Genomic DNA, 13,317 nt, shown 5'->3' with positions numbered 1-13,317 from the left:
ACTGTTTGAAATGTATTCGAAAAATTATGAATTCAGGCCCAAATTGATGCGAAGGGCCTGAACTCAACCAATTGCAGATTATTCAATCGAAGAGCGTCTTGCGAGGTACTGACAAACGCCGGCGACGAATACCGCGAGCAGCATCAATGCCGAAAATGGCAGGGCAGTGCCGGTGTAAAACAGTGCCAGCAGTGGACCTGCGAAGGCGCCAATACCAAATCTGAGGGTGCCTATTACGGCAGTGGCTGTGCCTGTTTCGCGTTGAAACTTGAGCAGGACAATAGCATCAGCATTTACCGACATAATGCCAAGACAGGCCATCAAAGGTATCAGGGTCAGCAGGGTGCCATAAAGTCCTAAGCCTATGGCATTGGCAGCGCAAAGCAGCATGGCAAATACCAGACCACAGAGGGTAGAAGCTCTGAGCAGTCTCAGCGAACCGAAGCGGCCGACAATTCGTGAATTCAGAATATTGGCCATCATCAGCGCGCCCACGTTTGCTGCAAACACCATCGCAAAACGCTGGCTGTCGAGCCCGTAAACCTCCATAAACACAAAGGGCGAGGCGGTGAGGTAACAGAAAAATGCAAAGGAGGTGAGTACGCCACTGGCGATAAACCCCTTAACCCCAGAGCGGGTCAGTACGGTGCGATAGGCTTCAATAAAGCCCGGTCTTTGATGTTTCTCTGTTTTTATCTCGGGGATCTGTAATCCAAAGTACACCAGTGTCAGCGCCAGCAGGGCGTAGCCTGAGAGCACATAGAAAATCATTTCCCAGTGACTGAAGCCCAGAATAAAGCTGCCGATACTGGGGGCAATCAAGGGGGCGAGCATCATGATAAGGCTCACATAGGACATGCCCTTGGCCGTATTATCCCCATAAAGAATTTTTACATAACCCGGTACGACTACTGTGGCCGCTGAACCTATCATCGCCTGTAAAAAGCGCAGGCCAAAAAAAGCGTCCGGCGTGCTGACATGGGATAAGAGTAAGCTGCAAATGCCAAACCCGGTCAGGCCAAACAGGACCAGTGGACGGCGACCATACCTGTCTGCCATGGGGCCAAACAGCAGCAAACCGCAGGCGTATCCGGCGAGGTAAACACTGAGACTCTGCTGCACATGGGTCACGTCCGAACCCAAACTCAGCGCGATGGCCGACATCGCCGGTAAGTACATATCGATGGCCAGCGGCGTGATGGCCACTATGGCGGCCAGCAAGGGAATCAAAAAGGCCTTGTTGAGCTTTGGCGCGTTTGCTTGTGTTGTTGTCGGTGAACCCACTGTTACCTCTCGTGGTGGAAATGAAAAATCAGGCGATAAATTGTTGGAAAACGGCTCCCCAGCCGCGGCGAAACTCCCATCCTAGGTGACCGAGCGGGCAACTGCCAGCAATGGCAAGAGAGACATTTGAAAGCAATTGTTGCCCAGCAGGTGATTCATCACGGGTCAGCCTCATCCGCTTACGCTTAAACCACGGCAATGCCTTGATTCAGCACGTCTGCCAGTGTGGTGTGTATCCGCGAGAACACCTCGTCTTCTTCGCCTCGAGGAATACGGCCAAGGCTGAATCTGATACCGTTGGCCGGGCCGCCGAAATCGGCAAGACTGCGGGCAAGAATACCCTTTGAGGCCAGCGCCGCTATCACATTATTGGCTCTGAAACCCTCTGGCAGCGTCAGGCGACCATTGAGGCCACGGCTTTTGGCCTCTAAGTCGAGGGATGCCGCCATGGCCAGAAATCGTTGCTGCAGTGAGGTTATCCAGGCGTCTCTGTGTTGGTGAATGCCCCCTGAGCGGATAAGCTCACAACCTATTTCAATCAGCAGCGGCGATACCATCCAGCACTGGGCATGTATGATGCGATTGACCCTGGGCAGCAACCTTGCCGGCAGCAGCATAAAGCCAAACCGAATGCCGCCGGCAAAACGTTTGGAGATACTGCTCAAATACACCACAGATTGCGCATCCGCGGCCAGTTGCCAAATGGGCTGACTCCATTCGGTTGACGTGCAGTAATTCACATCGTCTTCGATGATGATGATGTCGTTGGCTCTGGCCAGAGCCAGAATGCGTTGCCGCTGAGATTCGCTGTAGCCAATACAGGCAGGATTCTGGCTGTTGGGTGTAAGGTAAATGGCCTTGGGTTTGTGCCTTTCAATGCATGCTGCCAGTTCGTCCAAATCCAGGCCGTCATTCACCAAGGGAATGCCGCACAAATTCAGGTCAAGGGCTTCGGCGGCGCGATTTAATCCCGGATAGCACCAGGCCTCATGTAATACCCAGTCGCCGGGTGCACATACTGCCGCGAGGGCGGCATACAGCCCCTGTTGGGCACCCTGAGTAAACACCAGTTTGCCCCCAAAATCATTCACCCCGGATTTTGCCAAAAATTTCAGCACTGTCTCTTGTTGGACTTCCGAATGTGTTGCGTGGTAGTCGAGCAGGCCTGCCAAACGAACGGGGTCACGCCCCATGCGGGTCATCACGTCTCCCAGTATGGTGGCCTGATCGGTTACCGCTTGTTGGCAAGTCGCCAAATCGAGGGGCCCCGTGTCTTTACGTTCAAGCATCCGTACATAGGTGCCATCGCCCACACGCGCCTCCACCCAGCCTCGATAAATGGCTTTGGTGTAAGCACGGGTGATGGTACCCAGGGTCACGCCAAGGGCATCGGCGAGCCGGCGCTGCGGTGGTAACTTGGTTCCAGGCGTCAATTCCCCGCGGGTAATGGCATCACCTATGGCATTTGCCAGCTGTTCATACTTGCTGCCGCTGAAATCTTCCAGTCTGGGAGTCCAAATTGTACTCATGACAATATTCCGATTGATCTGTTTCTTGGGCTCTATAGTATGGCAATAATTGATCGAAATCATGGCTTTATTGTATCCATACAATTTGGAGTTTTTCATTCATGGAAATGACCCTGACGGCGTTGACCCTCTCTGCCGCGGTATTTTGCGCCACTATGACCGTGACCCCAGGACCCAACAATCTGTTGTTGGCACAGTCGGGAGCTAACTTTGGCGTTCGCCAAAGTGTTCGTCATATTGTTGGAATTCGCCTGGGCACCACTTCATTGCATTTGGCCATGCTCCTGGGGCTCGGCGCCTTGTTTGAGGGCTTCCCACTGCTGCATCAGGTCCTCAAAACCCTGTCTCTGGCCTATCTTTTGTGGCTCGCCTATAAAATTGCCACTGCGCCTCTTGGGGGGCAATCCACGTCGGGGCGCAGCAAACCCATAGGGGTGCTGGAAGCAGCGATGTTCCAATGGATCAATCCCAAGAGTTGGCTGGCCGTGATGACCCTGTGCAGCGCCTTTACCCTCGCGGGAGAAGCCTACTGGCTCAGTGCACTGGTGATGGTGTTGGTGTTTAATGTGGTTGGTTTGCCTGCGTCCTTCACCTGGGTGGTGCTTGGCCAGGCCATTGGCCGCTTTTTACACACACCCGGGCGTCAGCGCGCTTTCAATCAGTTGATGGCGGTGGCGTTGCTGCTGACCTTGCCAATGATATTGATGTAGTCAATGGATTTATTTTTACTGGCAAGGATAGACAAACTAAGCTAATTCAACGATAAGGCTGGGAACGGATGAATTGAAAGGAGTCTGTGTGTCTCGTTTGATGTCCCTGATGCCGGGTCTGGCATCATTTAAAGATTACCGCAGAGAATGGTTCAAAGATGATGTGCGCGCCGCATTCTCCGTAAGTGCCGTGGCATTACCTGTGGCCATTGCCTATGCGCAGCTCACCGGGGTAAACGCCTTGGTAGGCCTGTATTCCTGCGTCCTGCCTATGATGGTCTACGCCCTTTTTGGCACCTCTCGGCAGCTGATTGTGGGGCCAGATGCAGCGACCTGCGCCGTGGTGGCGGCGGTGGTGACGCCGCTGGCGGCGGGCGACAGCATCAAACATTGGCAACTGGCCATGACCATGACTGCCATGACGGGGTTTTGGTGTCTCATTGCCAGCCGTTTCAAACTGGGTGTGCTGGCCGATTTTTTGTCAAAACCCATCTTGATGGGGCTGCTAAACGGGGTCGCCATCACCATTATCGTTGGTCAGGCTTCTAAAATTCTCGGGTTTAGCTTTGATGAGCGCTATCTGCTTGACCGCATAGCCGCGGCGCCCGGATATCTGTCGAAAATTCATTGGGCCACCCTGGCGATGAGCCTGGGGGCCGTGCTGATTTTCCTTCTGGTTAAACGTTTCAGACCCAGCTGGCCCGCTGCCATGCTGGTGATTGTGGTTTCTACTCTGGTGGCGTGGGCAGCAAATCTGGAACAGTTCGATGTGGCATTGGTGGGGGATGTGAGTATCAATATGCCGGGGTTGCAAATGCCCGCTTTTGATATTGGTATTGCCCGCGAGTTGGTGATGCCGGCACTGAACCTGGCCATGGTCAGTTTCGTGAGCATGATGCTGACGGCCAGAAGTTTTGCCGCAAAAAATGGTTATGATATCGACCCGGATAAAGAATTCAGGGCCTTGGGCATCGCCAATATCGCTTCTGCGCTGTCTCAGGGATTTGCCGTGAGTGGCGCTGACTCCCGCACAGCGGTGAACGATGCCAGTGGCGGCAAGACGCAATTGGTGTCGCTTATTGCGGCGCTTATCATAGGGGTGATTGCCTGGCTGTTTACCGCACCACTGGCCTTTATTCCCTCGGCGGCGCTCGGGGTGGTGCTCGTGGTGGCCTCCTGGTCGCTGCTCGACCTTAAAACCTTGTGGAAGCTCAGAAAGCGCGATCAGAGGGCGTTTTTACTGGCCATGACCACCTTTGTGGCCGTGCTGCTGATTGGGGTTATTCCGGGGATCACCCTGGCGGTATTGCTGGGCTTGTTCCAGTTTTTGCAGGTGGTGATGCGCCCGAGCGATCAATGCCTTGGGCTCGATGCCAAGGGGACGCTGAGAAGCCTGGATGGCAGTGATAAAGCCGTGGCCGTGCCTGGCGTGTTTATTTACCGATTTAATTCACCACTGACGTACTTTAACGCCAGTTATTTCAAGCGACGTATCCTCGAGCGTATCGCCGCCGAGCCTGAAACGCCGGAGTGCGTCATTATTGATGCCGTGCCCTGTTTTACTCATCCAGACATCAGTGTGATGGCCATGCTGTCGGACTTGTATGCGTTGCTTAAACGAAGGCACATCCGGCTGATTCTGGCCGGGCGTAAAAGACAGTTGTTGTCCTGGTGTGAGGCGCAGGGCATACCGACAGGTGAAGGGGGGCTGCTTATCCGCTCGGATCTCTATCTTGCCCTCAAGATGAGTCAGTTGTACAAGCAGGCACTGGCGGATGGTCAGGCGCCGGTACTCAAGCGACCAGTGGATTTGGATTTGGTGCTGGAGCACAGTCACCTGTAATAAAAAAGCCCCGGTAAACCGGGGCTTTTTTATTACAGGATTAATCTCTGCCAAGCATATCGCAAGGGATAAGCCCTTGATAAAAATAATATCCGGCAGGACCCAATCCAAGACTCAGTGCGCACCAGAGGCATTTTTGCCCCTGACTGATTTTGGCTTCACTGCGTATCGCCTTGTATCCGAACAGGCAATGCAGTGCTACCAAGAGCAACATCAGCAACAAGATGGTGATTTCCATATACTCAATACCTTAAAACAAGTCCGTTAAGGTGACGCTTCTTGCGTTTTCCCCAAAATAACACCGGGTTCCATTTTTTTTATCGCTTTAATTTACCTGACGATGTACGTATTTGCCAGTACACAAACTCATCGCCGTCGAACCTTTTTGCCGGCGAAACGCCAATTTTTACCTGAACCCTGGATTCGCCGATTAAAATTGTAGCCATTTTGTCTTGGAAGAACCAATGGCAATAGCAGATTTGCGGATAAGATCCCCGTTTGGTCAAAAGCTTGCGCTTGGCTGATGCAAAAGGGCGTTACGTTCAGCAAAAGGCTGATTCTCAAGGCAAGCAGGCTTGAGTCGGCCAACGCGCAGGCGTTAAGGCACAGGCAAGACCTTGCTCGCCTAGGAGCGGGGTTGTCAGTCTTCGTCAGTGGTAGAGGGAAGCTCGCTGTCCAGTCTCAGGATCAGCCCCAGCTGCCCCAGATGTTTCTTTTCTCGCTTAAGGTCTTTCAGCAACAGGTCAACCCTGGCACTTTGCTCGGGGATAACCGCCAGCTCATTGGTATCCAGGACTGAGCAGCTCAGGCGCAGCGAGCGTGCAACCCGGCCAAGGTTAACCAGCACCGCCAGACGCAACAAACACAACAGCTTTACCAGCACTTCACGGCGGCCGTCGGGCAGGGCATTGATATGATCAAACTGCGGCTTTTTACACTGGTTACCAATCAACATGGCCAGATCCTGTTGCAAGTCCTGACTGAAACCGGGGAGGTCGCTGTTGGCGATGATGTAGGCCCCGTGCTTGTGATAAGCGCGGGAATTGATGTGAATACCGATTTCATGCAATGAGGCTGCGTAGGACAAGAGTCGGGCGAAGGGGCGGATTTGCCAGCTGTCGGCCACGCCGTCAAAGAGGGCCATGGCGGTGTTGCGCACCCTGGCGCCATGTTTGGTGTCCACATGATAGAGGTTGGCGATGCTCTCTACCGTGCGGTGCCTTATGTCCTGTGACTGGTCTATTTGGGCAAGTTCATAGAGCACGCCTTCGCGCAGTGCTGCAGGTGTCGGCTCCAGCTGCTCTATGGCCAGCCGTCTGAAAAAACTGATCAGAATCGCAAGCCCGGCAGGCACCAGAGTGATGCGCTTTTTATCAATATTGGCAAATTGCAGCGCATCGACATGACCTGCCTGTACCAACTTAAGCTTCAGCTCTTTTAATCTGGCGAGGGTAACTGTCTCGTCGCCAAAGCTCTCCAGCAGTGCTTCGCAAATGGCCTTGACCGAGCCTGAGCTGCCCAGCACCAAATCCCAGCGACCGTCGAAATACTCTTTTGAGAGCGATGAAAACTGTTTATCGGCCGCGGCTTGGGCAGCGCGAAAGGCACTCAGGGAGAGAACGCCATCGGCAAAGAAGCGTTCGTTGTAACTGACACAGCCACAGCGAAGGCTTGAGAGCATCACAGGTTGATTCTTTTCACCAATCACCACCTCGGTGGAGCCGCCGCCGATATCGATAACCAGGTTATGCCTGGCGAGCACCTGACTTTGGGCTATGCCCGAATAGATAAGTCGGGCCTCTTCGTGGCCTGAGATCACCTCGATGGGATAGGGGATCACCGTCAGTGCGGCTTTTAAAAATTTATCACGGTTGCGGGCGACTCTCAGGGTGTGGGTCGCCACCAGTCGTACCTGGGTTTCACACAAGCCTGAAAAGCGTTGACTGAAATTTCGCAGGCACTCCAGACCCCGGGCTATGGCCTCATCGGAGAGGTAGCCTTCCGGGCTGAGACCCTGCGCCAGCTGTACCTGCGCTTTTTCTTTATGCAGAATTTGCAAACTGCCGTCTTGTTCACGGGCAATCATCAAATGGAAGCTGTTCGAGCCCATATCGATAGCAACGAAGTGTCGCTGGTTTGATGATGACAAGCTGTTTTCTCCCTCGTGGATCAGCTGGCGACCGGCAGATCCCTGTTATCGTCATGTTCCGCCAGGGCCGCTGACTCACTCTCCAAGGCTGCTGCCTCGGCTTCGATACGCGCCTTGAGGAGTTTTTCATATTGGCAAAGATACTGATATATCGCCAATTGGGAGCGTACTTTACGTTTATTTCCCCGGTGGCGGTAGGGGTTGCTCTGCTCTTTGTTGATAATTCGCGCCTTGGTATTGTCCGACAATTGCAGTGCCAATATGTCCATCACCATTTGCTTGAGGTGGGGGTCATAAATGGGGGTGGTCACTTCAATACGGCTGTCGATGTTGCGGCTCATCCAGTCAGCAGAGCAGAGGAAGAGTTTATTTTCTCCACCGGCATGGAACAGCATGACCCGAGAGTGCTCGAGGAACCTGTCGACGATGCTGATGACGTCGATATTGTCACTGATCCCGGGGATTTCGGGCACCAGTGAGCACATGCCGCGAATGATCAGGCGAATCTTCACCCCGGCCATGGAGGCATCGTACAGCTTACCGATAAGCTGCTCATCCACCAGGTTGTTGAGTTTCAATGTGATGCCTGCCTTGCCGCCCATACGGGCATTGAGGATTTCATCGTCAATCAATGAAATCAGCTTCTGACGGGCATCAAAGGGGGAGACAATCAGGTGCTTGAAGTTGTCTCGGCGGTAGGGATGTTCGATTAAATCGAAAACCTGCTCAACCTCACGGGCAATTTCCTGATTGGCGGTGAACAGGGACAAATCCGTGTACACCTTGGCGGTGCCTTCGTTGAAGTTACCTGAGCCCACATGGCAGTACAGGCGGCTTTCACCATGCTCTTCACGGCCTATCAGGCAAAGTTTGGAATGCACTTTAAGGCTTGGGATCCCATGGTGCACCTTAACACCGGACTCCGCCAGAATCCGGGCCCATTCGATATTGTGCTCTTCATCAAAACGGGCTCTGAGCTCAATTACCGCCGTCACCTGCTTACCGTTTTTCACCGCATCAATCAGCGACTGCATCACCCGGGACTTTTTAGCCACCCGATAGAGATTGATCTTGATGAATTTGACCGCAGGGTCGAAGGCCGCCTGACGCACCAGCTCGGTAAAATGCGAAAACTTGTGGTAGGGGTAGTTGAGCATGATGTCGCCGCGGGCGATAGCATCAAAGCTGTTGCCGCAGCGCTGAAAACCGGCGCTGTCCAGGGCGGCCAGTTTATCGTTTTCAAGATACTTGCGGCCGGGGTTGGGGAAGGCGATAAAGTCTTTAAAGCTGTGATAACGGCCACCGGGTACCAGGCACTCCGTGGAGCTGATCCCAAGCTGCTCTTTAAGCATCACCAACATATGCTCTGGCATGTCTTTGTCATACACCAGGCGCACCGGCTCGGCGGTGAGGCGCTTTTTCAGGCCACGGGTCATTTTTTCCAGCTGACTCTGGTCCAGCTCATCAATCACATCAAAGTCGGCATCGCGGGTCAGTTTCATCGAATACGCATCTATGCTCTCGTACTCGAAAAACGGCGAAAAGAGGTCGTCCAGGCAATGACGAATGATGTTATCGAGCAGGATAAGATGCTTTTTGGCCTTGGATTTTTCGGTAGGCAGTTCAATAAAGCGGGGCACATTTTTGGTGGGCACTTCCACCAGTGCATACTGGCGCCGATCCTTACTGTGTAAGCACACGGCCAGGTAGGTGGCGTTGTCTGTGATGTGTTTGACCAGAGCACGATGGTTACTGACGATCAGGGGCGCAATGTGACGTTTTAACTGGTCGCGGAAGTGTAACTTAAGCCACTGGCTTTGAAATTCGCTCAGCTGAGACTCATTGATAAGCAGAATGTTGCGCCTGACCAGCTCGCGCATCAATTCGCCGTAAATGGTATCGAATCTCTCCTGCAGGGTAAGCACCCGGGTTTGAATTTTTGCCATCAGATGGCGACTGTTGTTGCGGCCATCCTGCAGACTGGAGAGCAGAATCCCTCTGCGCACCGAAGCGACCCGTACCCGGAAAAATTCATCCATATTACTGGAAAATATCCCCAGGAACCGTATGCGTTCTACCAAAGGGACCGCGGGATCACAGGCTTCCTGCAGCACACGTTCGTTGAAAGACAGCCAGGAAAGCTCCTTGTCGATAAACATCTTGTCTGTATTGGGAGACACTCGAAAACTCCTTTGAGCGTGTGATGCAGCCATGCCAGCGAATGTCGTCTGGGCCAGCACACAATATCAGCCATTTGTCATGCTGGGAACCCGGGGCGCCACCGAAATTAAATCAGAAACAAGTGATTGGCATTATTGAAAAATAATAGCCCAGCCGCTGAGATTACTTCAAAAATATGTCAGATTTATGACCCGTGCCCTCTGGTCATCAGCCAGTGGCCCTCGGTCATCTCAACACGTGGGACGCGCCGTCATGGCCCCCCTTTCTTAAACGTAATAGGGGCTTAATTTTCACCCGTAACGAGGCCTTTGGCTTTTCAGTCGGTGGCGTTTTTGCTACCTTGGACGGCTTTTTTATTGGCTTGGAGAAATCGGGTGTTTGCAGGATTTGACTATGGCAGTGCCAACTGCGCCCTGGCGGTCTGTGAAGGGGACGCAGTGCGTCTGCTGCCCATCGGTGACGCAGGTGGTCAGTATCTGATGTCCGTGGTGTATGCGCTGGATGTCAGCTTTATCACCGAGGCCTTGTGCCAGCGCTTACCCGACACGCAGGCCAGGGCGCTGATGCAAAAACGGGGCGCAGAGCTTGCCCGCGCCAGACGTATGCGTCAGGAGCTGGATTTAGCTGCAACAGACGATACTGTATTCATCGGCGAAGCGGCCTTAAATGCCTATCTGGATACCCCTGAAGAAGGCTTTTTTGTGCGTTCCCCCAAGTCTTTTTTGGGCGCAACCGGCCTGCGCCCGGAGCAGGTGGCCTTATTTGAGGACATAGTCACCCTGATGATGCTTGAGGTGAAAAGCCGCGCCGACGCCTTGCTGCCATCGCCTCTGACCCACGCCGTTATCGGACGGCCGGTTAACTTTCAGGGGATTGGCGGTGAAGACGCCAATATTCAGGCCCAGCGTATTCTGGAAACGGCAGCCATGAGAGCGGGCTTCACCCAGGTGTCTTTCCTCTTTGAGCCCCTCGCAGCGGCATTTGATTTTGAGTCGTCACTCGAAGCAGATAAGCGGGTATTGGTGGTGGATGTGGGCGGCGGTACCACAGATTGTTCTTTGGTGACCATGGGGCCCGGTAAGCGCGGCCAAACAGAGCGCAGTAACGACTGCCTGGGGCACAGTGGCCAGCGTATTGGCGGTAACGACCTGGATATCGCCCTCGCCATGGAATGCCTGATGCCCCATTATGGTCTCGGTGATATGTTGAGCACGGGTAAACCCATGCCAAGGCAACTATTCTGGCAGGCGGTGGCCATTAATGATGTGGGCGCGCAGCGCGACTTCTTTTCTCTTGGCTATGCCACGACCTTAAAGGAGCTTAGAAAAGACGCCACCAACCCAGATGCTCTGGACCGCCTGGCAAAACTCAGACGAGACCAGCAGCATTGCCAGTTGGTGAAATTGGCTGAGCTTGCCAAAATCGACCTCAGCGGTGTGGACTCGACTGAGGTTGAGCATCCTGATGGCGCACACACAAGTGTTGCCGTTGACGCCTTTGGTCAGGCGATAGCGCCCTTGGTGCTGCGCATTGGCGAGCTGATGAAATCCACTGTTGGGGATGAGGCCGCCCCGGATCTGATTTATGTCACCGGTGGCAGCAGCCGCTGTCCGCAGGTGGCAAACAGTATTGCGGCCGTATACCCCGGTATCGAGGTGGTGCAGGGCGACAGCTTTGGTTCAGTCACCGCCGGGCTTGCCCGTCGGGCGGCACTGGAATTTGCCTGATTAAGGCGTTAAGGAGGCGATATGAATATTTCTTGGATGAAAAGCACCCTCTTATTGGGTGTTGCCACCCTGGGGCTTGCGGGCTGTGGCGATGACGTAGGCAAGGTGAGCCTGGGGCTTTTTACCACCAAGGATGTGGTGATTGACGCCAGGCAAGATCCCAAGGTGCCCGGCGTGACCTGTCACATCAGCCGGGTGGAGGCGGATTTATCGCTGGCCGACCCTTCCGATATGTCTATCTCCTGCCGTCAGACAGGGCCCATTCTGGCATCTCAGATTGCCGCCATCGACAAGAGCAAAAACGGTGAAGTGGTGTTTTCAAGCTCCCTCAGCGTGCTGTTCAAAACCCTGAAGGTACGCCGCATTTACGATGCCGGCTCCCAAACCCTGATGTATCTGTCTTACTCGACCAAGGAAACCTCAGGCAGCCACAAGCATTCGCTCTCAACCGTGCCCTTGTATGGCACCCAAGCCTGGCAGTCCGGTGCGATGAACAGCCCGTCACCGGGGAACTGATTAACCCATGAGAAGCTCTGTTGCAGGCATATACTGATGTGATGAAGTGACAGACATGAAAAGAGTCCGCAGCTGACACTGCGGACTCTTTTTTTTCAGGGAGATGATGGGTTAACTGAGGAAATGCCCAAGGCTCCTTCAATCAATCATCCGGTTACTCTTTCGCGTCCCGGGCCATAACCTCATTGAAACGCGCAAACCCGGCGCTGAGATCCTCAATCAAATCTTCCGGGTCTTCCAGACCGATGTGCACACGAATAAGGGGTTTGCTGCTGTCCCAGCGGGTGGCCGAACGAATGTTGTGTATCCCGGTTACTCCAAGGATAAGGCTCTCAAAACCGCCCCAGGAAAAGCCCATCTTAAAGTGGCTCATGCCTTCGACCATGGCGGTGACAGCCTCCACCGTCCCTCGCTTTAACACGAAGGAAAAGAGCCCGTTACTGGCAGAAAAGTCCCGTTTGAAAAACTCATGGCCGGGACATTCTTCAAATGCGGGATGGCGCAGGTGGTCGACTTCCGGGCGGGTCTTGAGCCAGTTGGCCACGGTGAGCGCATTTTTTTCGTGCTGTGCCATGCGCACGCCCAGGGTGCGAAGACCGCGTGCCGCCAGGTACACGTCATCGGGTGAGGTGGTTTGCCCCAGAAGGTAACTGTGCTCACGCAGTTTGTCCCAGTATTGCGCGCTGGCGGTGGCCGTGCCCATCATCACATCTGAGTGGCCGACGATGTATTTGGTGGCCGCCTGAATGGAAATATCCACGCCGAGCTCGAAGGGGCGGCTGTTGATGGGGGACGCCCAGGTATTGTCGAGGATCACCACCAGGCCGTGTTCATGGGCGATGCGGGCGATGGTAGGCACATCCTGAACTTCCATGGTGATGGAGCCCGGGGACTCGACAAAGAGCACCCTGGTATTGGGGCGGATTAAGGCCTCAATATCGGCGCCAATCAAGGGATCGTAGTAGGTGGTTTCAATACCGTAGCCCTTGAGCACCTTGTCACACAGATCCCGGGTCGGTTCGTACACGCTGTCGACCATCAGCAGGTGATCGCCTGCCTGAAGAAAGGCCAATAAGCTGGCTGAAATGGCAGCCGCGCCACTGGGATAAAGCGCGGTGCCCGCACCGCCTTCAAGCTCGGCAATGGCGGCCTGAAAGCCAAAATGGGTTGGGGTGCCGCGGCGGCCATAAAACATTTCCCCATTGTGTTTGTTTTTGGCGGCATGGCGCATTTCGTCCATGGTGTCGAACACTATGGTGGAGGCGCGAAACACGGGTGGATTGATCACCCCTTTGCTGTATTTCTTTTCGCGGCCAAGACTTACGATTTTCGTGGCGGTTTTCATGGGTTTATCTGACATGCTGCGTCCTGCCCCTGG

10 protein-coding genes are annotated in these 13,317 nt (G+C 54.0%); 4 read left to right on the top strand and 6 right to left on the bottom strand.

Features of this window, described 5'->3' with window-relative positions; all coding sequences use genetic code 11:
- Positions 1 to 78: 78 nt before the first annotated feature.
- Both JQC75_RS10315 and JQC75_RS10310 read right to left on the bottom strand, forming a co-directional pair.
- Positions 79 to 1,284: a multidrug effflux MFS transporter gene (locus JQC75_RS10315; RefSeq protein ID WP_203324034.1), complete on the bottom strand. Its 1,206-nt coding sequence runs from the start codon at positions 1,282 to 1,284 to the stop codon at positions 79 to 81.
- A gap of 185 nt (positions 1,285 to 1,469) precedes the next feature.
- Entirely contained in the window at positions 1,470 to 2,813 is a 1,344-nt protein-coding gene (locus JQC75_RS10310; RefSeq protein WP_203324033.1) for an aminotransferase-like domain-containing protein, read from the bottom strand.
- Between the two features lie 101 nt (positions 2,814 to 2,914).
- Between JQC75_RS10310 and JQC75_RS10305 the strand changes: the two genes are divergently transcribed.
- The gene (locus JQC75_RS10305; protein WP_203324032.1) at positions 2,915 to 3,523 is read left to right on the top strand and encodes a LysE family translocator; all 609 of its coding nucleotides are present in this window, start codon (positions 2,915 to 2,917) and stop codon (positions 3,521 to 3,523) included.
- Between the two features lie 109 nt (positions 3,524 to 3,632).
- Positions 3,633 to 5,366 (top strand): SulP family inorganic anion transporter, encoded by a 1,734-nt coding sequence (locus JQC75_RS10300; RefSeq protein WP_239002146.1) that lies wholly within the window; start codon positions 3,633 to 3,635, stop codon positions 5,364 to 5,366.
- 40 nt (positions 5,367 to 5,406) lie between these two features.
- Here JQC75_RS10300 and JQC75_RS10295 read toward each other — a convergent pair whose 3' ends face one another.
- From JQC75_RS10295 to ppk1, 3 genes are all read right to left on the bottom strand, one after another.
- Entirely contained in the window at positions 5,407 to 5,604 is a 198-nt protein-coding gene (locus JQC75_RS10295; RefSeq protein ID WP_203324031.1) for a hypothetical protein, read from the bottom strand.
- Between the two features lie 402 nt (positions 5,605 to 6,006).
- Positions 6,007 to 7,476 carry a Ppx/GppA phosphatase family protein gene (locus tag JQC75_RS10290; protein ID WP_203327195.1) on the bottom strand — a complete coding sequence of 490 codons (1,470 nt, stop codon included), beginning with the start codon at positions 7,474 to 7,476 and terminating at the stop codon, positions 6,007 to 6,009.
- A 59-nt stretch (positions 7,477 to 7,535) separates the two neighbouring features.
- Positions 7,536 to 9,695 (bottom strand): polyphosphate kinase 1, encoded by a 2,160-nt coding sequence (ppk1, locus tag JQC75_RS10285; protein ID WP_203324030.1) that lies wholly within the window; start codon positions 9,693 to 9,695, stop codon positions 7,536 to 7,538.
- A 375-nt stretch (positions 9,696 to 10,070) separates the two neighbouring features.
- Between ppk1 and yegD the strand changes: the two genes are divergently transcribed.
- Together yegD and JQC75_RS10275 are read left to right on the top strand one after the other, a co-directional pair.
- Positions 10,071 to 11,423, top strand: coding sequence for a molecular chaperone (yegD, locus tag JQC75_RS10280; protein WP_203324029.1), 1,353 nt, complete (start codon positions 10,071 to 10,073; stop codon positions 11,421 to 11,423).
- Between the two features lie 21 nt (positions 11,424 to 11,444).
- Positions 11,445 to 11,939: a CreA family protein gene (locus tag JQC75_RS10275; protein ID WP_203324028.1), complete on the top strand. Its 495-nt coding sequence runs from the start codon at positions 11,445 to 11,447 to the stop codon at positions 11,937 to 11,939.
- A gap of 154 nt (positions 11,940 to 12,093) precedes the next feature.
- On the opposite strand, the gene JQC75_RS10270 is transcribed toward JQC75_RS10275, so the two are convergent.
- On the bottom strand, positions 12,094 to 13,299 hold the full coding sequence (locus JQC75_RS10270; protein WP_203324027.1) for a cystathionine beta-lyase: 1,206 nt from the start codon (positions 13,297 to 13,299) through the stop codon (positions 12,094 to 12,096).
- Positions 13,300 to 13,317: the final 18 nt, after the last annotated feature.

The organism is Shewanella litorisediminis (genome assembly GCF_016834455.1).
Taxonomy (GTDB): domain Bacteria; phylum Pseudomonadota; class Gammaproteobacteria; order Enterobacterales; family Shewanellaceae; genus Shewanella; species Shewanella litorisediminis.
The sequence above is the reverse complement of the archived record's forward strand: the minus strand, read 5'-3'. Positions and strand labels throughout refer to the sequence as shown.

Bases quoted from the DNA above. Each gene is read 5' to 3' on its own strand.
- JQC75_RS10310 (WP_203324033.1), bottom strand. From the start codon at position 2,813: ATGAGTACAATTTGGACTCCCAGACTGGAAGATTTCAGCGGCAGCAAG.
- JQC75_RS10300 (WP_239002146.1), top strand. From the start codon at position 3,633: ATGCCGGGTCTGGCATCATTTAAAGATTACCGCAGAGAATGGTTCAAA.
- JQC75_RS10305 (WP_203324032.1), top strand. From the start codon at position 2,915: ATGGAAATGACCCTGACGGCGTTGACCCTCTCTGCCGCGGTATTTTGC.
- JQC75_RS10270 (WP_203324027.1), bottom strand. From the start codon at position 13,299: ATGTCAGATAAACCCATGAAAACCGCCACGAAAATCGTAAGTCTTGGC.
- JQC75_RS10290 (WP_203327195.1), bottom strand. From the start codon at position 7,476: ATGGGCTCGAACAGCTTCCATTTGATGATTGCCCGTGAACAAGACGGC.
- JQC75_RS10295 (WP_203324031.1), bottom strand. From the start codon at position 5,604: ATGGAAATCACCATCTTGTTGCTGATGTTGCTCTTGGTAGCACTGCAT.
- JQC75_RS10275 (WP_203324028.1), top strand. From the start codon at position 11,445: ATGAATATTTCTTGGATGAAAAGCACCCTCTTATTGGGTGTTGCCACC.